Source organism: Blastococcus sp. PRF04-17 (assembly GCF_023016265.1).
GTDB lineage: Bacteria > Actinomycetota > Actinomycetes > Mycobacteriales > Geodermatophilaceae > Blastococcus_B.
Genome location: NZ_CP095412.1, coordinates 3,734,074 through 3,754,975, shown reverse-complemented (window position 1 = coordinate 3,754,975; position 20,902 = coordinate 3,734,074). Strand labels below are relative to the sequence as shown.

The 20,902-nt window shown below is 71.2% G+C and carries 21 protein-coding genes, 3 tRNA genes and 2 pseudogenes; 1 reads left to right on the top strand and 25 read right to left on the bottom strand.

Annotated features, from left to right (window positions below):
- Positions 1 to 113 precede the first annotated feature (113 nt).
- From MVA48_RS19050 to MVA48_RS18960, 19 genes and pseudogenes are all read right to left on the bottom strand, one after another.
- Positions 114 to 920: a hypothetical protein gene (locus MVA48_RS19050; RefSeq protein WP_246982507.1), complete on the bottom strand. Its 807-nt coding sequence runs from the start codon at positions 918 to 920 to the stop codon at positions 114 to 116.
- A complete protein-coding gene (locus MVA48_RS19045; protein ID WP_246982505.1) occupies positions 913 to 1,578 on the bottom strand; it encodes a hypothetical protein in 666 nt (221 codons plus the stop codon). The genes MVA48_RS19050 and MVA48_RS19045 overlap by 8 nt, the downstream gene beginning before the upstream one ends.
- Before the next feature lie 81 nt (positions 1,579 to 1,659).
- On the bottom strand, positions 1,660 to 2,934 hold the full coding sequence (locus MVA48_RS19040) for an MlaD family protein (protein WP_246982503.1): 1,275 nt from the start codon (positions 2,932 to 2,934) through the stop codon (positions 1,660 to 1,662).
- On the bottom strand, positions 2,931 to 4,214 hold the full coding sequence (locus tag MVA48_RS19035) for an MCE family protein (protein ID WP_246982501.1): 1,284 nt from the start codon (positions 4,212 to 4,214) through the stop codon (positions 2,931 to 2,933). The genes MVA48_RS19040 and MVA48_RS19035 overlap by 4 nt, the downstream gene beginning before the upstream one ends.
- Positions 4,211 to 5,476, bottom strand: a complete 1,266-nt coding sequence (locus MVA48_RS19030) for an MCE family protein (RefSeq protein WP_246982499.1) — start codon at positions 5,474 to 5,476, stop codon at positions 4,211 to 4,213. Before MVA48_RS19030 ends, MVA48_RS19035 begins: the two co-directional genes overlap by 4 nt.
- Positions 5,476 to 6,498: an MCE family protein gene (locus MVA48_RS19025; RefSeq protein WP_246982497.1), complete on the bottom strand. Its 1,023-nt coding sequence runs from the start codon at positions 6,496 to 6,498 to the stop codon at positions 5,476 to 5,478. The genes MVA48_RS19030 and MVA48_RS19025 overlap by 1 nt, the downstream gene beginning before the upstream one ends.
- Positions 6,498 to 7,091 carry an MCE family protein gene (locus MVA48_RS19020; protein ID WP_246982496.1) on the bottom strand — a complete coding sequence of 198 codons (594 nt, stop codon included), beginning with the start codon at positions 7,089 to 7,091 and terminating at the stop codon, positions 6,498 to 6,500. Before MVA48_RS19020 ends, MVA48_RS19025 begins: the two co-directional genes overlap by 1 nt.
- Positions 7,061 to 7,552: an MlaD family protein gene (locus tag MVA48_RS19015; RefSeq protein WP_246982495.1), complete on the bottom strand. Its 492-nt coding sequence runs from the start codon at positions 7,550 to 7,552 to the stop codon at positions 7,061 to 7,063. The genes MVA48_RS19020 and MVA48_RS19015 overlap by 31 nt, the downstream gene beginning before the upstream one ends.
- Positions 7,553 to 7,559: 7 nt before the next feature.
- A complete protein-coding gene (locus MVA48_RS19010; RefSeq protein ID WP_246982494.1) occupies positions 7,560 to 8,924 on the bottom strand; it encodes an MCE family protein in 1,365 nt (454 codons plus the stop codon).
- Between the two features lie 7 nt (positions 8,925 to 8,931).
- On the bottom strand, positions 8,932 to 9,801 hold the full coding sequence (locus MVA48_RS19005) for an MlaE family ABC transporter permease (RefSeq protein WP_246982493.1): 870 nt from the start codon (positions 9,799 to 9,801) through the stop codon (positions 8,932 to 8,934).
- The gene (locus tag MVA48_RS19000; protein WP_246982492.1) at positions 9,801 to 10,616 is read right to left on the bottom strand and encodes an MlaE family ABC transporter permease; all 816 of its coding nucleotides are present in this window, start codon (positions 10,614 to 10,616) and stop codon (positions 9,801 to 9,803) included. The genes MVA48_RS19005 and MVA48_RS19000 overlap by 1 nt, the downstream gene beginning before the upstream one ends.
- Positions 10,617 to 11,319: 703 nt before the next feature.
- Positions 11,320 to 11,853: pseudogene (locus tag MVA48_RS23815) on the bottom strand (ABC transporter ATP-binding protein); the annotation flags it as partial.
- A 289-nt stretch (positions 11,854 to 12,142) separates the two neighbouring features.
- On the bottom strand, positions 12,143 to 12,541 hold the full coding sequence (gene rplL / locus MVA48_RS18990; RefSeq protein ID WP_246982491.1) for a 50S ribosomal protein L7/L12: 399 nt from the start codon (positions 12,539 to 12,541) through the stop codon (positions 12,143 to 12,145).
- Positions 12,542 to 12,558: 17 nt separating this feature from the next.
- Positions 12,559 to 13,176: a 50S ribosomal protein L10 gene (gene rplJ / locus MVA48_RS18985; RefSeq protein ID WP_246982489.1), complete on the bottom strand. Its 618-nt coding sequence runs from the start codon at positions 13,174 to 13,176 to the stop codon at positions 12,559 to 12,561.
- A 356-nt stretch (positions 13,177 to 13,532) separates the two neighbouring features.
- The gene (gene rplA / locus MVA48_RS18980) at positions 13,533 to 14,252 is read right to left on the bottom strand and encodes a 50S ribosomal protein L1 (RefSeq protein ID WP_246982487.1); all 720 of its coding nucleotides are present in this window, start codon (positions 14,250 to 14,252) and stop codon (positions 13,533 to 13,535) included.
- Between the two features lie 103 nt (positions 14,253 to 14,355).
- Positions 14,356 to 14,787: a 50S ribosomal protein L11 gene (gene rplK, locus MVA48_RS18975; RefSeq protein WP_246982485.1), complete on the bottom strand. Its 432-nt coding sequence runs from the start codon at positions 14,785 to 14,787 to the stop codon at positions 14,356 to 14,358.
- A gap of 45 nt (positions 14,788 to 14,832) precedes the next feature.
- Positions 14,833 to 15,741 carry a transcription termination/antitermination protein NusG gene (nusG, locus tag MVA48_RS18970; protein ID WP_246982483.1) on the bottom strand — a complete coding sequence of 303 codons (909 nt, stop codon included), beginning with the start codon at positions 15,739 to 15,741 and terminating at the stop codon, positions 14,833 to 14,835.
- A 127-nt stretch (positions 15,742 to 15,868) separates the two neighbouring features.
- Positions 15,869 to 16,222 carry a preprotein translocase subunit SecE gene (gene secE, locus MVA48_RS18965; protein WP_246982482.1) on the bottom strand — a complete coding sequence of 118 codons (354 nt, stop codon included), beginning with the start codon at positions 16,220 to 16,222 and terminating at the stop codon, positions 15,869 to 15,871.
- 240 nt (positions 16,223 to 16,462) lie between these two features.
- Positions 16,463 to 16,538: transfer RNA gene (locus MVA48_RS18960), tRNA-Trp, on the bottom strand.
- Between the two features lie 288 nt (positions 16,539 to 16,826).
- On the opposite strand from MVA48_RS18960, the gene MVA48_RS18955 reads away from it, so the two are divergent.
- Entirely contained in the window at positions 16,827 to 18,098 is a 1,272-nt protein-coding gene (locus MVA48_RS18955) for a pyridoxal phosphate-dependent aminotransferase (RefSeq protein ID WP_246982481.1), read from the top strand.
- 3 nt (positions 18,099 to 18,101) lie between these two features.
- On the opposite strand, the gene MVA48_RS18950 is transcribed toward MVA48_RS18955, so the two are convergent.
- The 6 genes and pseudogenes from MVA48_RS18950 to MVA48_RS18925 all read right to left on the bottom strand — a co-directional run bounded on the left by MVA48_RS18950 (position 18,102) and on the right by MVA48_RS18925 (position 20,893).
- On the bottom strand, positions 18,102 to 19,544 hold the full coding sequence (locus MVA48_RS18950) for a M1 family aminopeptidase (RefSeq protein ID WP_246982480.1): 1,443 nt from the start codon (positions 19,542 to 19,544) through the stop codon (positions 18,102 to 18,104).
- The gene (locus MVA48_RS18945; protein ID WP_246982479.1) at positions 19,541 to 19,948 is read right to left on the bottom strand and encodes a MaoC family dehydratase; all 408 of its coding nucleotides are present in this window, start codon (positions 19,946 to 19,948) and stop codon (positions 19,541 to 19,543) included. The genes MVA48_RS18950 and MVA48_RS18945 overlap by 4 nt, the downstream gene beginning before the upstream one ends.
- 64 nt (positions 19,949 to 20,012) lie before the next feature.
- Positions 20,013 to 20,390, bottom strand: a pseudogene (locus tag MVA48_RS18940) (FAS1-like dehydratase domain-containing protein); the annotation flags it as partial.
- A 47-nt stretch (positions 20,391 to 20,437) separates the two neighbouring features.
- Positions 20,438 to 20,602 (bottom strand): 50S ribosomal protein L33, encoded by a 165-nt coding sequence (gene rpmG / locus MVA48_RS18935; protein WP_092194908.1) that lies wholly within the window; start codon positions 20,600 to 20,602, stop codon positions 20,438 to 20,440.
- Positions 20,603 to 20,699: 97 nt separating this feature from the next.
- A tRNA-Met gene (locus tag MVA48_RS18930) sits at positions 20,700 to 20,773 on the bottom strand.
- Between the two features lie 47 nt (positions 20,774 to 20,820).
- A tRNA-Thr gene (locus MVA48_RS18925) sits at positions 20,821 to 20,893 on the bottom strand.
- Between the last annotated feature and the right edge of the window lie 9 nt (positions 20,894 to 20,902).

Below are 20,902 nucleotides of genomic sequence, written 5' to 3'. Positions count from 1 at the left end.
CGCCGCGTCGAGCGGGGCTGCAGTGGGGCGTGCGCGGACCATGATGCCAGTCCGGTGCCCTGGTCCGGAATGCCACGCCGCACCGGATTCTCCGGGGCGGAACGCGCCGGGCGTCAGAAGAGCGTGAGCTCGCTGATCTTCCACTCGCCGTCGACGTCGACGACGGTGACCTGGACGGTCTGCTGGCAGGCCTGCGCGCCGCTGGGCGTGACCTGGCACTCCGACCCCTGAGGCGCCTCCTGGGTGCCGCTGTTCACCGACTCGACGACGTACTGCCCGAAGACGACGAGGGTGGCGGTGTCCTGCGCGTCGTTGATCCGCTGCAGCCCGACGTCGAGGACCTCGTAGCGGGTGGTCGCCGACACCTGCTCGTAGGTGTCGATGATCCCGCCCTCGGTGAGGTCCTTCTCGTACTGCTCCCGCAGGTCGCCGGTGAGGACGTCGAGCTTGCCCTGGACGCTGCCCTCGGAGTCCTTGTAGTCGTAGGCGTAGACGGCCTCGATCCCGCTGCGCGTGGCGGACAGGACCGACACGTCGACCGAACTCGGGTTCAGCCGCTGCCAGAGCAGCCAGCCGGCGCCCGCGGCGGCGACCAGGCACAGCAACGTCAGCACCAGGACCAGCGCCGGAGCCCCGCGCTGCGCAGTGGCCGTGGCGCTCCGGTCGGGGGACGTCGCCGGCCGCGACGTGCGCGGACGAGCGGTGGCGGTCGGAGCGGGCCGGGCGGGCGCCGCCGGCTCTGGCGTGCCCACGGCCTCCGCCGCAGGCGCCGGCGCCGTCGCGCGGTCGGTGCGGACGGCGTCGGTGTCCTCCCGCTCCCGGCGGCTGCCGGCGACGCGGGGACGCGGCGTCGGACGCGGCGAGGCTGCGGGGCGTGGTCGCGGCGTGGGGCGCGGCCGGTCGCCGGGCAGGTCACTCATCGGTCGGCACCCCCGTCTCGGTCCCGGTGATGCCGGACAGCAGCCAGCGCTCGCCCTCCTTCTGCAGCGTGACCTCGATGCGGTAGCGCACGATCTGCGGCTGGGGGCTCCCGGTGCTCTGCTGGGTCGACTGGATCAGCAGCATCACCGTGGCGTCCTCGCCGTCGGCGCGGATGACGCCGGCACCGACCACCTCGGTGTTCACGACGGCCTCGAGCGCCAGGATGTCCGCCCGGCGCTCCTCGAGCTGGGCCACCGACTCCTCGCGCAGGTCGCCGGTGGTCACGCGGCGGGCCTGCTCGATGTCGTCGTCCAGGGTCAGGTGGTCGAAGGACGTCAGGTCGACGACGCCCGAGCGCGCGGCCTGCAGCGCGGAGCCGTAGTCACCGGTGCGGATCTCCGACGGCTCGGGACGGGTGAACCAGAGGAACGCGGCCGCGGCGAGGAGCAGCACGAGCAGGACCGCCAGCGTCGGCACCAGCGGCAGCGAGAGCCGGCTGCGGCGGTCCCGGGTCCGGCCCTGAACGGCTCCGTCGGGGTCACGGGGTGTCCCCGCGACGGTGGACCCGTCCTCGGGCTCGGTGTCGGCCGCCGAGGCGCTGGACACGGCGCTGGCCTCCTCCTCGTCCGGCGGACGCGTCCGCGCTTCGCTCGTCACCCGCGTGATTCTCCTTGTCCTTGGTCCCGTGCGGCCGTCCGCACCGCAGAATTCAGCCCGTCGGGGTGGCTGATCGGCCGATCAGCCGGTGAGCGTGGCGATCGGCGAGGCGTGGATCAGGCTGCCGAACAGCTCGGTGAGCGCGGTGGGGTTCGGAGCGCCACCACCGGGCACCTGCTCGGTCGGCTCGGTCACGCCGCGGCCGCCGTCGCTGCCGATGTTCTGCTCGCCGCGGATGTTCGAGCCGTTCTCGTCGTAGCCGTCACCCGGGTTCGGGTCGACGCCGTCGTACACCCGGCAGGCGACCCGGTCGGTGTCGACCGCCTCGACGGCACCCTGGCTGGGCGTTCTCGTCGTCGGCACGTACCCGGTGGCGCAGGCGTGCGGCTCTCCGGCGTTGAGCACGAAGCCGAAGTGCGAGCGCAGCACGCCGTCCTCGTCCCGCCGCACCACGGTGAAGCCACCGGTCACGGCGTCGGGATAGGTGACCAGCATCTGCTGGATGCCGTCGAGGCGCGGGATCTGCACCCGGTTGAGGATGTCGAGGTTGCGCACCAGCGAACCCAGGCCCGGGCCGGCGTTCTCGACCAGCCCCTCGAGGGCCTCCCCCGCATCGGGCGCGTTGACCACGATGCTGCGCAGGTCGGGATCCATCTCGACCAGGGTGTCCGTGACCAGCCGCAGGTCCTCGGCCCACTGGCGGATCGCCGAGCGGCTGTCGCGCTGCGTGTCGAGCACCGTCTGGCCGTCGGTGATCAGCTGCAGCGTCTGGGGCAGCGACTCCTGGGCGCGCGCGAGGAGCAGGTCGCCGTTGTCGATGAGGCGCCCCAGGTCGTCCCCGGATCCCTCGAACGCCTTGCCGAGCTCCTCGATGACGATCCGCAGGTTCTCCTGGTCGATCGAGCCCACGAACTCGTCGAGGTTGAGCAGCATCTGCTCCACCGGGACCGGGATGCTGGTGCGCTCCTGCGGGATGACGTCGCCGTCCTGCAAGTAGGGCTCCCCGTCGCCGGTCGGCCGGAGGATGACGTACTGCTCCCCCACCGCGCTGCGGGTGGCGACCACGGCCTCGGTGTCGGCGGGGATCGGATCGGCGCCCGGATCGATGCGCAGCTCGACGCGGACGCCGTCGCCCACCAGCTCCATGTCCGTGACCCGGCCGACCTCCACGCCGCGGTAGGTGACCTCGGCGTTGACGAAGATGCCGCCGGAGTCCCGGAAGTCGGCCGCGACGGCGTAGCCGCCACCGAGCAGCACCCGGTCGAGCCCCACGTACTTGAAGCCGAGGTAGGCCATGCCCACCACCGCCAGGACGGCGAAGGCCAGCAGCTTGACCTTGGTGCTGCGGGTGATCACTGGGTCACCTCCGGCAACGACGGCATGCCGACCGGGTTGTCCGCCGAGCCGGCGCCGGGGACCTGCTCGACGATCTGCCCCTCGATGCCGTCGAGGACCGACGGCCCCCCGCTCGACGACGAGGTGGACCCCGACCCGCCGGACCCGCCGGACCCGCCGCCGGCCGCCTGCGCCGTGCCGCCCTCGACGCCGCACCGGCCCTGGGTGAGGGCCTCCTCGAGCGGCAACTCGATGACCGCACCCGTCTGGTCGACGACGTACCGGCAGAACAGGTGCGTCAGGTCGAGGTCGAGGGTGGCGGTCATGTTGGTGAACAGCGCGACCCCGCCGCCCTGTGCCTGGCGGTAGTTCAGCGCCGTGAGGGAACTGTCCGGGAAGGGATAGGTGAGCAGCAGTTCCAGCGAACGCCCCAGGTTGGGGCCGGCCGCCGCGAGCTGGGTGAGGATCGGCTGCAGGAGCTTGAGGTCCTCCACGGTGTTGGCGGCCGACTCGGCGATGATGCGGGTGCCGACGTCGCCGAGCCGGGCGAGGCCCTCGAGCATCGACACGAGCAGGTCGCGCTGCTGGTTGATGACGTCGAGGCCCGGACCGATCGTGTCCAGCGCGCCCTCGATCGTCGCGGTGCGGGCGGCGAGGGTGGCGGTCAGCTCGTCGGCCCGCTGCAGCGCCCGGTTGATCTCCTCCTTCTGCGCGTCGAGCCCGCCGATGAAGGTGTCGAGCTGGCGGAGGGTGTCCTTCAGCTCCTGCTCCCGGCCCTCGAGCGCGTCGCCGAGCTCCCGGTTGATCGTCTGGAGCTGCGCCAGACCGCCGCCGTTGAGCACCAGGGAGAGCGCGCCGAGCAGCTCCTCGACCTCCACGTTGCGGTTGGTGCGGTCGAGGGTGATCCGGTCGTCGTCGTCCAGCCGACCCCGCGGCTCCTCGTTGCCCGGAGGCGCCAGCTCCACGTACTTCTCGCCCAGGAGCGAGGACTGCTGGATCGCCGCGACCGCGTTGGCGGGCAGCTCGACGTCCCGGTTGACCGTGATGGTCACGACCGCGGTCCAGTCCTCCTCGTCGAGCTCGATCGCCTCGACCCGGCCGACGGGCACGTCGGCGACGCGGACCCCCGACTGGGGCACCAGGTCCAGGACGTCGAGGAACTCGATCTCGACCGTGTACGGGTCGTCGCCGGTGTCCGCACCGCCGGGCAGGCTGAACGAGTAGGCCCCGCGGAAGCCGCACCCGCCGAGCAGCAGCACGCCGGCGGCGAGCGCGCCGATCCGCTGCAGACGCCGGCTCATCGCGCACCCACCGGAACGACCTGCGGCAGGCCGGGCAGCGAGCCGCCACCGCCACCGCCGCCGCCACCGCCGAGGCCCTGCAGCGCCTGCCGCAGCTCCTCGTAGTCCGGGACGCCGTTGCCGTTGAGGTCGTCGAACTCGCCGTCGGCGTTCGCGTCCCCGGACAGCAACCGGGCGCAGATCTCGTTGACCGCGTCCCGCAGAGGCGGCAGCGGCTGCGTCGGGTCGATCGGCAGAGGCAGCGGCAGGTCGGCCTCGATGTCCACCCGGCCCACCTGGGCCAGCGCCCCGCAGACCACGATCTCGGCGTTCAGCGAGCCCAGGCCGTTGTCGCGGGTGTCCAGCGTGCCGAAGTCGGGGTTGTACGCGCGGGCGAGGTTGCCGAGCGCAGCCGGGGCGACGTCGAGCACCTCGGCCAGCTTGGCCCGCTGCTGCACCAGCACGAGCGTGATGTCGGCCAGCCGGTCGACGTTGGTGGTGAGCAGGGTGGTGTTGTCCCGGACGAAGCCGGCCACGTCACCGAGCGCGTCGGACAGCAGGGCGATGGCCTCCTTCAGGTCCTCGCGCTCGTCGGCGAGCAGCTGGCTGACCGCGGCCATGTTGTCGTTGAACCGCCCCACCTGCGCGTCGATGGTGGCCAGCGCGGTGGTGAACGTCTGCAGGTTGTCCAGCGACGAGAACAGGTCGTCGCGGTTCTCGGCGAGGGTCTCGACCGCCTGCGAGAAGCCGTTCAGGGTGCGGTTCAGCGCCTCTCCGTTGCCCTCGAGGTTCGCCGCGCCGACGTCCACGAGGTTCGACAGGGCGCCGTCCTTGTTCGCACCGTTGGGTCCCAGGGCGTCGGACAGCTCGTCGAGGGCGCCGTAGACGGCGTCGAGCTCCACAGGGATCGCGGTGCGCTCGAGCGGCACCTCGTCGCCGTCCTCCATCTTCGGGCCCCCGTCGTAGACCGGCGCGAACTGCACGTAGCGGTCGGAGACCAGCGAGGGCGCCAGCACGATGGCGTCGGCGTCGGCCGGGATGTCGTAGTCGTCGTCGATGCTCATCTGCACCAGCACCCGGTCCCCCATGGGCACGACGTCGTCGATCGTCCCGATGGGGATGCCGAGCACCCGCACGTCCGACCCGGGGTACAGCCCGACGGTCTCGGTGAACCAGGCGGTCACCCGGTACTGCCCGGCCGGCCGCAGGATCGTCCAGCCGAGTGCCGCGAGCAGCACCAGTGCAGCCGCCATCGCGACCCCGCGCTGCGCAGCGCCGCTCATCACTGTCCTCCCGGGGTACAGCCGGTCACGGGGGTCTCGACCGCGGAGCAGACGGCCGCCCCCACCAGGGTGGGCACCAGGTCGTTGACGAAGCTGTCGAACCAGCGGCCGTTGCCGAGGGTGTTGGTGAACACCCGCACGAACGGGGCCAGCTGGTTGACGGTCTCGCCCAGGGCCGCCCGGTTGCGCGACAGGATGTCGGTCACCCGGGACAGCTGCTGCAGGGCCGGCGTGAGTGCTTCGCGGTTGTCCGCGACGAGGCCGGAGAGCTGGCGGGCGAGCTCCTGGGTGCTGGTCAGGATCGAGTCGATCAGCTGGCGACGCTCCTGGACCTCCTGCAGCAGCGTGTTGCTGTCGAGGATCAGCCGGTTGAACTCACCGCTGCGGTCGGCGAGGACGTCGGTCACCTGCCGGGTCGCGGCGAGCAGTTCGCGCAGCTGCGCGTCCCGGGAGGCGATGGTGTCGGACAACCGGGCCAGCCCCTGCAGCGACGTGCGCACCTCGTCCGGGGTGTCGGCGAAGGTCTCGGAGAGGACCTCGAAGCTCGACGCGAGCTGCGCGGTGTCGATGTCCTGCACCGTCGAGGACAGGTCGGCGAACGCCTCGACGACGTCGTAGGGCGAGGCCGTCCGGTCCAGCGGGATGCGCTCGTCGGGGTCGAGGGGCGCGGAGCCGCGCGGCACCAGGGCGATGTACTTGGCGCCCAGGACGGTCTCGATCTTGATCGCCGCTTCCGAGCGGTCACCGACGAAGGCGTCCTTCACCCGGAATTCGACGGTCACCGCGCCGTCCTCCAGAGCGAGGCTCTCCACCTCCCCCACCTTGACGCCGGCCACCCGGACCGGGTCGTCGGCCTGCAGCCCGGCGGCCTCGGAGAACTGCGCCTTGTAGACGGTGCCGCCGCCGATGAGCGGGAGCGACTGCGCGTTGAAGGCGAGGAACACCAGCACCGCGATGACGGTCAGGCTGACCGCCCCGACGGTGACCGGGTTCCGGTCGCGGAAGTTCTTCGAGCGCGCCATCAGCTGCACCCCTCCGCGCCGCTGTCGAACTCGAAGGTCTCGGCGACGGGCTGGCCGTTCGGCCCGATGGGCAGCGTCACCGTGCCCCCGGCACGGCACATGAAGAAGTTGAACCAGCTGCCGTTGATCGCCGTTCGGGTGGTGAGGTCCAGCTTCACCGGAGCCGTCTGCAGGAAGCGCTCCACCAGGTCGCCGGTGTCGGCCAGATTGCCTGACAGGTCACCGAGCGCCCGGATGTCGGCGGCGAGCGGCGCCCTGGCGTCCTCGAGGAAGCCACTGGTGGAGACGGCGAGCCGGTCGATCGTCTCCAGGGAGTCGAAGATCGCGTCGCGGTCGGAGGCCAGCCCGGTGACGAACTGCTGGAGGCTGACCACCAGGTCCGAGAGCTGCTGGTCGCGGGCGGCGAGCGTGCCCATGACGGTGGTGAGGTTCTCGATCACGCTGCCGATGACGTCGTCCCGGTCGGCCAGGCTGTTGGTGAGCGAGCCGACGTGCGCGAGCAGGCTCTCCATGGTGCCGCCCTCGCCCTGGAACACCTGGATGATCTCGAACGACACCCGGTTCATGTCCGCCGGCGAGAGCGCCTGCAGCAACGGCTGGAAGCCGCCGAAGAGGACGGTGAGGTCGAGGGCGGCGTCGTCTGCGACAGCGGGATGACGGCGCCTTCCGCCAGCGTGTCCCCGCCTGACCCCTCGCCCTCGGTCAACGCGATGTACCGCTGACCGACGAGGTTGCGGTACTTGATGGTGGCCTCGACCGCCGCCGGCAGGGGCACGTCCTTGCTCACCTCGAACTCGACCTCGGCGACCGGGCGCTCGTCGCCCTCGCCCAGTCCGATGCCGACGATCTGGCCGACGCGGACGCCGGCGATCCGGATCTCGTCGCCCTCGACCAGGCCGGCGACGTCGGAGAACTGCGCCTTGTAGGTCACCTGGTCGCCGTAGCCGGCGTTGGTGATCGTTGAGACCAGCACGTACGACGCCATGATGGTCACCACGGCGAACGCGACCAGCTTCACCAGCGGGCCGACCACGCCCCGCAGCTGTCCCTTCATCGCAGCATCACGCTCTTCCCCGCAGGATCGGCGCCAGCATCGCGGCGCCCAGTTCGGAGACCTGCTCGGGCTCGGTGTTCCGGGAGTAGGCGAGGATGCTCCGGACGAAGTCGAGTTCGGCCGTCGACCCGGCCAGGACGTCGGGTATCGCCTGTCCCGCCCGGCCGGAGGCGCTGGGTGGCGGGTTGCCACCGTCGTCGGGACCGCCGCGGTAGCAGGCGGGCTCCGGTCGCTCGGCGCTCTCCGGTGAGTCGACGCCGTCGTTCGGCGGATAGGGGCAGTAGTACTCGCCGGACTGCGCCTGGGCGATCTCGGCATCGATGTTGTCCAGCCCGCGGCAGTCCGGCGGGGAGTTGTCCGCGTAGACCGGCTGGTCACCGGGCTGGTACGGGTTGCGCGGTGGGAAGGTGAACACGATGTTCAGGTTGAGCGCCGGGTCGCCGTCGGCACCGAAGGTCTCCCCGATCCGCGGCACGGACCTGGCCAGGCCCTCGAGCAGGCACGGGTAGATCGGCGAGTACTCGGCGAACAGGCCGAGGACGGGCCGGGAGGTCTCCGCCAGGGAGATCAGGTTGCGCTCGTTGCGCTCGAGGAAGCCGGCGGTCACGTTGGACGAGCTGGTGCCCACGGTGAACGTGCGCCGCAGCTGCTCCTCCTGGTCGACGACCGTCGCGTTGGTGACGGCCAGGTTGTCGAGCACCGCGAGCAGGTCGTCGGCGGCCCCCTGGTAGGTCTCGGCGAAGTCGGCGAGGCCGGAGATGTCGGCCTGCAGCTCCGGCAGGACGGTGTTGATCTCGCCGAAGTACTCGCCGGTCGCGGCCAGGTTGGCGCCGAGGTCGTCGCCCCGCCCGCGCAGGGCGTCGGCGACCGCGCCGAGGGTGAACGACAGGTCGTCGGGGTGCACGGCCTGCAGCAGCGGCAGGGTGTCGTCGATGACCCGCTGCAGCTCGATGGCGTTCTCGGTGCGGTCCTGCCCGATCACGTCGCCGTCGGCCAGCCGCTCCCGTCCGGGGTTCTCCGGCAGCACCAGCGAGACGAAACGCTCGCCGAACAGCGTCTTGGGCAGCAGCCTGGCGGTGACGTCGGCCGGGATCTGGTCCAGGTACTCCGGCTTGATCGCCAGCTCGATGGTGGCGCCGTCGGCGGCGGCCTCGACCTCGCGGACCTCCCCGACGATGACCCCTCGGACCTTCACGTCCGAGGCCTCCTGGAGCTGGTTGCCGGCCGTGTCGGTCTGCAGCGTCACCCGTGCGACCTCGGTGAAGACCTTCTGGTAGGCCGCGACCGCCAGGCCCAGCAGCAGCGCCAGGACGACGAGGAATGCCACGCCCTGGAGGCGCCGGCGGATGACCCGCCCTCTGCTCGTGCTCACTCCCCCGTCACCCCGCTATTCGCACTGTCGTCGTCGAGCCCCAGATGGCCAGGGACAGGAACAGGTCGATGATGTTGACCGCCACGATCGAGAACCGCACCGCACGCCCGACGGCCAGGCCCACGCCCGCCGGTCCGCCGCTGGCCCGGTAGCCGTAGTAGCAGTGGGTCAGGATGATCACGACGGCGAAGACCAGCACCTTCAGGAACGACCACAGGACGTCCTGCGGTGGCAGGAACAGGTTGAAGTAGTGGTCGTAGGTGCCCTCGGACTGGCCGTACATCTTGGTGGCGATGGTGCGCGTGGCGAAGTAGCTGGTCAGCAGCCCCAGCACGTAGAGCGGGATCACCGCGATGAAGCCCGCGATGATCCGGGTGGTCACCAGGAACGGCAGCGACGGCACCCCCATCACCTCGAGGGCGTCGATCTCCTCGTTGATCCGCATGGCCCCGATCTGCGCGGTGAATCCGCACCCGACCGTCGCCGACAGCGCCAGCCCGGCGACCAGGGGAGCGATCTCGCGGGTGTTGAAGTACGCGGAGAGGAACCCGGTGAACGCCGACGTGCCCAGCTGGTCCAGCGCCGCGTAGCCCTGCAGACCCACCTCGGTGCCGGTGAAGAACGACAGGAACGCGATGACGCCGACGGTGCCGCCGATGACGGCGAGGGCTCCGGTGCCGAAGGTGACCTCGCCCAGCAGCCGGAAGGTCTCCTTCTTGTAGCGGCGCAGCGTGCGGGGCGTCCAGGCGAGCGCCCGCGCGTAGAAGCCGATCTGGTCGCCCAGGTCGTCGAGGGTGTTCAGCGGCGGGCGATAGACCTTGCGGACCACCCGGCGGGTGCCGACCTTGAGCCGGTCGACCGGAGAGAGCAGCGCCATCACTGCCCCTTCGGTGGTACGAGCTGGAAGTAGATGGCCGTGATCACGAAGTTCACCGCGAACAGCAGCAGGAAGGTGATGACCACGGACTGGTTCACCGCGTCGCCCACGCCCTTGGGGCCACCACCGGCACGCAGCCCCTTGTAGGAGGCCACGATGCCGGCGATCAGACCGAAGACCAGCGCCTTGATCTCACCGGACCAGAAGTCCGCCACCTGCGCCAGGGCGCTGAACGAGGCCAGGTACGCGCCGGGCGTGCCCCCTTGGAGGACGACGTTGAAGAAGTAGCCGCCCGCGACGCCGACGACGCTCACCAGGCCGTTGAGCAGGACGGCGATCAGCATGGAGGCCAGCACCCGGGGCACGACGAGGCGCTGGATCGGGCTGATGCCCAGCACCTCCATCGCGTCGATCTCGTCGCGGATCTTGCGGGCGCCGAGGTCGGCGCAGATGGCGGTGCCGCCGGCTCCGGCGATCAGCAGCGCCGTCACGATCGGGCTCGCCTCCCGCAGGACCGCGAGCACCGAGGCCGACCCCGTGAACGACTGGGCGCCGAGCTGACGGGTCAGCGACCCGAGCTGCAGGGCGATGACGGCACCGAAGGGGATCGCGACGAGTGCGGTCGGGATGATCGTCACGCTCGCGATGAACCACGCCTGCTGGAGGAACTCGCGGAGCTGGAACGGGCGCTTGGGCAGCGCCTTCATGACGTCGAGCGCGAACGCGAAGAGGTTGCCGGACGCCGCCAGCGGGCGGGTCGGTGAGAACTTGCCGTCGAGGAGGCCGGGGGCCTTCGGCTCGTCCGTCGCCGTCACCCCTCACCCCCTGACGCGGGAGGACGGCGGTGGCGGTGGCGGCCGGTGGATGTCCCTCCGTGCCGTGGGCGTCGGCCTCCGGTGCCCAGTGCCGGCCACCGGTGCCCCGGGTCGGCTGGAACGCGCCTGAATCGACCTGGGCGAGCAGGTCCTCGGGCAGCGACTGGCGGATCGCTTCCTGGGTGTCCTCGTCGAACTCGTGCAGCATGCGGGCGACCCGCTCCTGCCGGCGACGTTCCGCCTTGCGTTCGGGCAGACCCTCCGTCGGCGTCAACTGCGGCGGGACGGCGTCCCCACCGGTGGCCCCCTTGGGCCCCACGCCGTTGTGCGCGTCACCGCCCCGTTCCTCGAGCGCCTTCATCTCGGCCTCGACCTGCGCGACGTCCTTCTCCTCGCTCATGCCGATCGGCCCCTCGCGGCGGCCGTTGAGGAACTGCCGGACGACGGGCTCCTGCGAGGTGAGCAGTTGTTCACGGGGGCCGAACATGACCAGGTTGCGGCGGAACAGCAGCCCCAGGTTGTCGGGCACCGTGCGCGCGGTGCCGATGTCGTGGGTGACGATCAGGAACGTGGCGTCGATCTGCGCGTTCAGGTCGACGATCAGCTGGTTGAGGTAGGCCACGCGGACGGGGTCGAGACCGGAGTCGGGCTCGTCGAACAGGATGATCTCGGGGTCGAGCACCAGCGCGCGGGCCAGACCGGCCCGCTTGCGCATGCCGCCGGAGATCTCGCCGGGCAGCTTCCCCTCGGCGCCCTGCAGGCCGACCATGTCCATCTTCTCGAGGACGATCGACCTGATCTCCGACTCGCTCTTCTTCGTGTGCTCGCGCAGCGGGAAGGCGATGTTGTCGAAGAGGTTCATCGAGCCGAAGAGAGCGCCGTCCTGGAACAGGACGCCGAACAGCTTCCGGATCTCGTAGAGCTTGTGCTCGCTGGTCCGGACGATGTCGGTGTCGTTGATGACGATCGAGCCCTTCTCGGGCTTGAGCAGGCCGACCAGCGACTTCAGGAACACCGACTTTCCGGTGCCCGAGGGACCGAGCAGCACCGAGATCTCGCCGGGCGGCAACGTGAGGGTGACGTCGCTCCAGATGTTCTGGCTGCCGAAGGACTTGGTCAGACCCTCGACCTCAACTGCGACGCCCACGACTGCCTGCCCTCCCGCTCCGGCCTCTTCGCCGGGTTCCCGCCCCGTCGCGATGACGAGCCCCGGCAGTGTCCGACGTCTCCGGCGCATCCGCATCCGGACGACGCCGAGCCGCTTCTACTGACGAGTAACGACCACGCGGACAACAGGTTACGTGTGTCACGTGGTTTCCGTGACCCGGATCTCCAACCAGAACCCTCGGTAGGCGGACGGATTCGCCTGGTGGAGGGACCGTCACCCGAACGAAACAAGGGCCGCCCTCCCGGAGGAGGACGGCCCCTGTTGGTGACGCGATGGAACGGCTAGGCGACGTTCCTGGAACGGCCCCGCTGCAAGGTCCCGCGCCGAGCTGGCGAGGCGCGGGGGGCAGCGGGGTCCTTCACTTGACGGTGACGGTGGCGCCGGCGCCCTCGAGGGCGGCCTTGGCCTTCTCCGCGGCGTCCTTGGCGACCTTCTCGAGGACCGGCTTCGGCGCGTTGTCGACCAGGTCCTTGGCCTCCTTGAGGCCGAGCGAGGTCAGACCGCGCACCTCCTTGATGACCTGGATCTTCTTGTCACCGGCGGCCTCGAGGATGACGTCGAACTCGTCCTGCTCCTCGGCGGCACCGGCACCGGCGTCGCCACCGCCGCCACCGGCGGCCGGGGCGGCCGCCATGGCGACCGGAGCGGCAGCCGTGACCTCGAAGGTCTCCTCGAACTGCTTCACGAAGTCGGACAGCTCGAGGAGGGTCATCTCCTTGAACGCGTCGAGCAGCTCAGCGCTGGAAAGCTTGGCCATGTCTATCTCCTTCTGGATCAGTCGTCGCCGGCCGCGTCAGCGGTCTCGGCGTCGGTCTCGGGGGTGGTGTCAGCAGCAGCGGTGTCGGCGTCCGCGGCGGGAGCCTCGGCGGCCGGGGCGTCGGCGGCCTTCTTCTCCTGGAGCGCGGCAGCCAGGCGGGCGACCTGCGACAGAGGGGCCTGGAACAGGCCGGCGGCCTTGGTCAGGTTGCCCTTCATCGCGCCGGCCAGCTTGGCCAGCAGGACCTCACGGGGCTCGACGTCGGCGAGGCGGGTGACCTCGGAGGCGTCGACCGTGCGGCCGTCGACCACGCCGCCCTTGACGACGAGCAGCGGGTTGGCGCGCGCGAAGTCACGGATGGCCTTGGCGGCCTCGACCGGGTCGCCTTCGATGAAGGCGATCGCGGTGGGACCGTTGAGCAGCGGAGCCAGGTCGCCGAAGCCGACCTCGTCCGCCGCCCGCTTCGTCAGGGTGTTCTTGACGACGGCGTAGCTGCTGCCCGCACCGAGGGATCGACGCAGCTGGGTCAGCTGCGCCACGGTGAGCCCGCGGTACTCGGTGAGCACGGCCGCACTCGAGTTCTGGAACCGCTCGGTGATCTCGCCGATCACCGCGGCCTTCGCCTGCGTGGGCATGGGCCTCCTCTCGTCGGTCGGGCGACCACCGGAGGCTGCGCGACGACGGGCGATCCAAGGCCCAGGAGACGAGAAACGCCCCGGCGCAGGCGCACGGGGCGAGCGTGGACGCATGCGCGTCCACCGTTCGTACCGTCCTCCTGCGCGGGTCGCCCGGAACTCCGGGACCTTCGATCGCACGCGGACGTGCGACGACCAGCGGTCTTGGGGGGAACGTCGGCAAGGGTACACGCGCTCGCGCCCCGGACGGCGAGGGCCCCGCAGCGACGTGCGCTGCGGGGCCCTGGGAGCCGAGTGGTGGCCCCGTCCAGAGGCTCGCCCCGAGCCTGCGAGGGGTGCGGAGGACGGGTCCTTGCTCAGGCCGTGGGCTCGTCCACCAGCATGTTGCGCGTGCGGTTCGGGTCGACGGGGATGCCGGGGCCCATGGTCGTGGAGACGGTGACCTTCTTCAGGTACCGGCCCTTGGCCGAGGACGGCTTGGCGCGCAGCACCTCGTCGAGGGCGGCCGCGTAGTTCTCGACCAGCTTGGCGTCGTCGAACGAGACCTTGCCGATGACCAGGTGCAGGTTGGCCTGCTTGTCGACGCGGAAGTTGATCTTCCCGCCCTTGATGTCGTTGACGGCCTTGGTGACGTCGGGCGTCACCGTGCCCGTCTTCGGGTTCGGCATCAGGCCACGGGGGCCGAGGATGCGGGCGATCCGGCCGACCTTGGCCATCTGGTCGGGGGTCGCGATCGCCGCGTCGAAGTCGAGGAAGCCGCCCTGGATGCGCTCGATCAGGTCGTCGGAGCCCACGACGTCGGCGCCGGCGGCCTCGGCCTCGGCGGCCTTGTCACCGGTCGCGAAGACGATGACCCGGGCGGTCTTGCCGGTGCCGTGCGGCAGGTTCACGGTGCCGCGGACCATCTGGTCGGCCTTGCGGGGGTCGACGCCCAGCCGCATGGCCACCTCGACGGTGGCGTCGTAGGAGGTCGTCGACGTCTCCTTGGCCAGCTTCGCGGCCTGGAGCGGGCTGTACAGGGTGTCGCGGTCGACCTTGTCGGCCACGGAGCGGTACTTCTTGCCGTGCTTCGCCATGGTGGATTCCTCTCCGGGGGCGCTGTCCTCGTGACCGTGCCCCGGTCGCGTGGTGAACGGGCCTGGCGGGCCCTCCCACTGTTCGGGTCGTGCAGGGGCCGTGTCAGCCCGTGACGGTGATGCCCATCGACCGGGCGGTGCCGGCGATGATCTTCTCGGCCTGGTCGAGGTCGTTGGCGTTCAGGTCGGCCATCTTGGTCTGGGCGATCTCGCGGACCTGGTCACGGGTGACCGTCGCGACCTTCGTCTTGTGCGGCTCGCCCGAGCCCTTGTCGACGCCGGCGGCCTTGAGCAGCATGCGCGCGGCCGGCGGGGTCTTGGTGACGAACGTGAACGACCGGTCCTCGAAGACCGAGATCTCGACCGGGATCACGTTGCCGCGCTGCGACTCGGTCGCGGCGTTGTAGGCCTTGCAGAACTCCATGATGTTGACGCCGTGCTGGCCGAGCGCCGGACCGACGGGCGGCGCGGGGGTCGCCGCACCGGCGTTGATCTGGAGCTTGATGACCGCGGTCAACCGCTTCCTGGGGGGCATGACTTCCTTCTATCTCTGCTGATCAGGTCCTGGGCGAGAACCGGGTCAGATTTTCTGGACCTGACTGAACGACAGCTCGACGGGGGTCTCGCGGCCGAAGATCGAGACCAGCACCTGCAGCTTCTGCTGCTCGGCGTTGATCTCGTTGATGGTGGCCGGCAGCGTCGCGAACGGACCGTCCATGACCGTCACCGACTCGCCGACCTCGAAGTCGACAACAGCAGCGGGGGCCGCGGCAGTCCCGGCGGCGGTCTCGGCACCGGTGGCGCGCGTGGCCTGCGGCGCGGTCGCCGGGACGAGGATCTTCACGACCTCGTCGATGGTCAGCGGTGAGGGGCGGGAGGTCGCGCCGACGAAGCCGGTGACACCGGGAGTGTTCCGGACGGCGCCCCACGACTCGTCGTTGAGCTCCATGCGGACGAGCAGGTAGCCGGGCAGGACCTTGCGGTTGACCTGCGCCCGCTTGCCGTTCTTGATCTCGGTGACCTCCTCGGTGGGCACCTCGATCTGGTAGATGTAGTCCTCCACGTCGAGGGACTGGATGCGCGCCTCGAGATTGGTCTTCACCTTGTTCTCGTAACCGGCGTACGAGTGGACGACGTACCAGTCGCCGGGCGCGATGCGCAGCGCCTTCTTCATCGCCTCGACGGGGTCCTCGTCCTCCGCGGCCGGCACGTCGGTGCCGGCGGCGGGCGCGGCCAGCGGATCGGCGGCCAGGCTGTCGGGGTCGCCGCTCTCGACGTCGGGTGTCACGTCGGCGGTCTCGCCGTCGGCGATGGTCGGGCCCGCGGCGAGGTCCGCGGTGTCGCTGGAGCCCTCGGCCGCGCCGGTCTCGTCGGCGCCGGTCTCGACGTCGACGGAGCCGCGGTCGTCGAAGCGCGCGTCGTCGAGGTCGGTGGCGGTGACGCCTTCGACCGTGCTGTCGGTCTCGAAGGGCTCGCGGGGGTCGGTCACTACTTCTCCTCGCTGGCGCTCGTCGGCGTCGTGACCGACGGTGCTGCGCTCATTGGTGATCTCACGAGTTCGATCACGGTGTGTGTCTCTTCCTTGTCAGGGGCGTGCATGTCGCGCGGGACGGAGGTCAGCCGAAGACGGCGATCACGCCCTGGGCGAAGAGCAGGTCCAGGCCGGCCACGAGCGCGACGACGAACGCCACGAACACGATGACCACGGTGGTGTAGGTGAGCAGCTCGCGGCGCCCGGGCCAGATGACCTTGCGCAGCTCGGCGACGACCTCCCGGAGGAACCGCGCCAGGGAGCGCTTCTGCCGGACGCCCTCGGCGCGGGCGCGTTCGGCCTCCGCTCGCGACCGGGTGCCGCTCCCCTCACGGGTCGCCGTCCGGGCGGCCCGGCGGCTCCGCGCCGGTGCGAGGTCGTCCTCGTCGTCGTCGCCGGCGGTGATCGCGCCGCCCCGGCGGTGCTTGCGATCACCCACCCCCGCGTGGCGACGACCTTGTCCTCCTCGGCCTCCGCCTCGGCGGCGATCTCGTCCTCCGCCGCCTCGAGCTCCGCCGCGTCGTCGACGCCGGGCGCCTCGCGGTCGAGCTGCTCGTCGGTCAGCTCGGCGTCGCGAGGGTCGTCCTCGCGTCCCGGCTTCTCGTCGCTCACTGCGCCTCGCTCGCCTCGTGGTGGTGGCCGCTCCCGTGAGTGGCCGTCGGTCGGTCGTCAACTGCGGTGGCAGGGGTGACAGGACTTGAACCTGCAGCCTGCGGTTTTGGAGACCGCTGCTCTGCCAATTGAGCTACACCCCTAGAACCCGAACCTCGGGATCGCACCCCGGGGCCGCCCGCCTCACCACGGCAGCACAGAGCCTCGAGAGGTTCCGGGGCACGCCGGTGGCGGGGTCAGCTGCCCCAGGCGGCCAGTGTACGGGACCGCGGGGCCGCGCAGCCAACGTCCCACCGGTCGGCGCAGCGGAGCGGGCGAGTTCGACGGTCCCCGGTGCTCCGACGGCACGAGAGGGCTGTTCGCGCCGCCGGCCGAGGCCCCCGCGTCCGCCTGCGTCGTCGGGGGCGCCCTGACTTTGACACGATGGACCCATGACCGCCGTCTCCACCCCGGAGTCCACGTCCGCCCTCTCCCCGGCTGGGTCCGCCGCCCTGCCACCCGCCGAGCGCCGGATCTCCCGTCGCATCGCCGCGATCAGCGAGTCGGCGACGCTGGCGGTCGACGCGAAGGCCAAGGCGCTCAAGGCGGCCGGCAAGCCGGTGATCGGCTTCGGGGCCGGTGAGCCGGACTTCCCGACGCCGGACTACATCGTCGAGGCGGCGGTGGCCGCGGCCACCCAGCCGGCGATGCACCGCTACACCCCGGCGGGCGGACTGCCCGCGCTCAAGGACGCCATCGTCGCCAAGACGGCGCGCGACTCCGGCCTGCAGGTGGCCCCGGCGAACGTCCTGGTGACCAACGGCGGCAAGCAAGCGGTCTACGAGGCGTTCGCGACGATGCTCGACCCCGGCGACGAGGTCCTGGTGCCCGCGCCGTACTGGACGACCTATCCCGAGGCCATCCGCCTGGCCGGCGGCGTCCCCGTGCCGGTTGTCGCCGACGAGCAGAGCGGCTACCTCGTCTCGGCCGCCCAGCTCGAGGCTGCACGGACGCCTCGCACCAAGGTGCTGCTCTTCTGCTCCCCGTCCAACCCCACCGGCGCGGTCTACCCGGCGGAGCAGGTGGCCGAGATCGGCCGGTGGGCGCTGGACGCGGGGCTGTGGGTGCTCACCGACGAGATCTACGAGCACCTCACCTACGGCGGCGCGACGGCACCGTCGATGCCGGTCGTGGTGCCGGAGCTGGCCGAGCGCTGCGTGGTGGTCAACGGTGTGGCCAAGACCTACGCCATGACGGGCTGGCGGGTCGGCTGGATCGTGGGCCCGGCGGACCTGGTCAAGGCCGCGACCAACCTGCAGTCGCACGCCACGTCCAACGTGGCCAACGTGTCGCAGGCGGCGGCGATCGCGGCGCTGAACGGGGACCTGTCCGCCGTCGCGACCATGCGCGAGGCCTTCGACCGGCGCCGGCAGACGATCGTGTCGATGCTGCGGGAGATCCCCGGGGTGGCCTGCCCCGAGCCGCAGGGCGCGTTCTACGTCTACCCCTCGGTGAAGGGTCTGCTGGGCCGGCCGATCGCCGGCCGGACGGCGCAGACCAGCGCGGAGCTGGCGGAGCTGATCCTGGAGGAGGCGGAGGTGGCCGTCGTTCCCGGCGAGGCGTTCGGGACCCCGGGCTACCTGCGCATGTCCTACGCGCTCGGCGACGAGGACCTGGTCGAGGGCGTGAGCCGGATGCAGCGGCTGCTCGGCTCGGCCGCGTAGCTCTCAGCGCAGGATGTCGTCCTTGCCCAGGGCCTGTGCCCGGTTGAGGACGGCGACGGCCGCGGGCAGGTCCGCCAGCGCGCGGCCGAGGTCCTCGGGGGTGGCGATGCTCCAGGCGGTGGCGTCGACGTAGCACCGGATGGCCTCGTCGAACGCCTCGGCCCCGGCAGCCTCGCGCGCGGCGAGGAGCGCGGCGCCGCCCTTGTCGTAGACGAGGGTGAAGTACTCGCGCGTGCCGTCGTAGTCGGTCATCGATCCGCCGACCGGGCCATCGAGGGTGATCGCGTCCTCGTCGACCAGGTCCTGCCCCCGGTCGGCGACCGACTCGGCCCAGGACGCGAAGGCCTCGTCCAGCCAGGGGTCGCGGAACTGGGAGTTGCCCACCATCCCGTAGAACCACATGTGGGCGACCTCGTGCACCAGGACCTGCCGGCTGGGCGTCGCCTGGAGGATCAGGCTCGGGTACTCGATGCCGCCGCCGTAGTCCGGCAGCAGCGGCACGGTGAGGGTCTCGTACGGGAACGGGCCGAGGAACCGCTCGAGCTCGGCGATCGCATCCGTCGTCGCCTCGAGCAGCGCCGCCGGTTCCACGTCGCTGCCGGGAAGGGTGCCCGCGCGCACGCGCACGCCCCCCGGGGTCTCGCCCTGCGCCGTCCCGAACGCTCCCGCGGCGACGGCGACGTCGCGGGCCACCGGCTCGTGCGACGTCCAGGTGCGGCGACCGCCCTGCGGCTGCGAGGGCTCCTCCTGCCGGCCGGTCATCATCACCGTGAGGTCCTCGGGAGCCGAGACCGTGATGGTCGTGTCGGCGACGGGGCTGTTGGCGGTCTCCCCGCCGAGGTCGACGAACGGGTCCTGGGCCCAGCCCACTCCGGGCTCCCAGGCGAGCAGCGGGGCGCCACTGGCCCACCAGGCCAGTCCCTCGTCGGTGCCGACCCGGTCGAACCCGCGGCTGCCCAGCGACAGCGTGAAGTCCAGCTCGACCTCGGTCGTCTCACCGGCGTCCAGTTCGTCGGCCAGCTCCACCACGTAGAGCCCGCCCGGATCGGCGGCTCCGGCGTCCTCGTACCGCCCCCCGGCGACGTCGGTGCCGCGAACGTCGTCGACCACCAGACGGTTGCCGTTCGGCGCCGAGTCGGGGCTGTTGGGGATCAGCCGGAAGACGAGCTCGCGGACGGGCAGGTCGGGCGTGAACGCGACGGCCTCCGTGCCCGTGACCGTCGAGCGGTCGTCCTCGAGGCGGAAGTCCAGCGCGATCACCGGCCGGTCGGGGTCGGGCTCGGCACGCTCGGCCGGGCAGGCGAATCGTTCGTCCTCCGGCGGCTCGGGGGCGGTGGTGGCGGGATCCGGCGGAGCGGCCACCTCGACCGACTGCGAAAACGAGGTGCAGCCCGCCAGCACGAGCACGCCGGCGAGGGCGACGGAGGGCCGCCGCGCCGCCCTCATGCCATGCGGACGGTCGCGCGGGCCAGGGAGAGCACTTTCTCACCGGCGCTGGTGACGGTCAGGTCGACGCGCAGCCTGCCGTCGTCCAGCACGGCGCCCACCCTGCCCTGCACGGTCACCTCGGCGCCCTCGTCGTCATCGGGCACGACCACCGGCCGGCCGAAGCGCACGTGGTACTCGACCAGGGCGCCCGGGTCGCCCGTCCATGCCGTCACGACGCGCGCCGCCAGCGCCATCGTGAACATGCCGTGGGCGATGACGCCCGGGAGGCCCACCGCGGTCGCCGTCCGGTCGTTCCAGTGGATCGGGTTGAAGTCGCCGGACGCGCCCGCATAGCGGACGAGGTCGGCCCGCGTGATCCGGAGGACCTGGGTGGGCAGCTCCGTGCCGACCTCGTGCGTCATGACTCCCCCGGGCGACCAGCATCGACGTGGCGGTGCAGACCGCCTCGCCGTCCTCGGTGGCGAGGTCGACCCGCGCGGTCAGCAGGTCGTTGCCGGCGACGGTGCGTGCGCCGTCGATCGTGGTCGTGGCCACCAGCCGGTCACCGGCCCGGATGGGCCGGTGGTGGACGAACTTCTGCTCGCCGTGGACGACCCGGCTGTAGTCCAGTCCCACGTCCGGGTCGTCGAGGACGACGAACGCCGCCTCGAGGCTCACCACGATGGCGAAGGTCGGCGGGGCGATGACGTCGGGATGGCCGGCGGCGCGGGCCGCCGCGACGTCGCGGTGGACCGGGTCGTCGGCACCGATCGCCGTGGCGAACTCGGCGATCTTGGCCCGGCCCACCTCGTAGACGGCGGAGGGCGGGTAGCTGCGCCCGACCAGTTCCCGGTCCAGCGCCATGCTCCCGCCCTCTCGCGTGTACGGCTGAGTTGATCCGCGCTGTCAGATCAGCGGGTCTCGCGGTGCAGCGTGTGCTTGCGCTCGCGCGGGCAGTACTTCATCAGCTCGAGCCGGTCGGGGTCGTTGCGCCGGTTCTTGCGGGTGATGTAGTTGCGGTTCTTGCACTCCTGGCAGGCCAGGGTGATCTTCGGACGGATGTCGGTCGCTGCCATGAGGAGTGCTCCTAGCCTTGTACGGCCGAGCCGGCGGACGCCGACGCGGTGCTTGCTGACGTGCGGACGGACCCCGGGGTGCGGGGTCCGTCGGGAGTAGCGGTGACCGGACTTGAACCGGTGACACAGCGATTATGAGCCGCTTGCTCTACCAGGCTGAGCTACACCGCCGGGATGACCGTGCGGCCCGGTCTCGCGACAGGACCGGCAGGTCACAGAGCCCCTTTACGGAATCGAACCGTAGACCTTCTCCTTACCATGGAGACGCTCTGCCGACTGAGCTAAAGGGGCGTGCTCGAA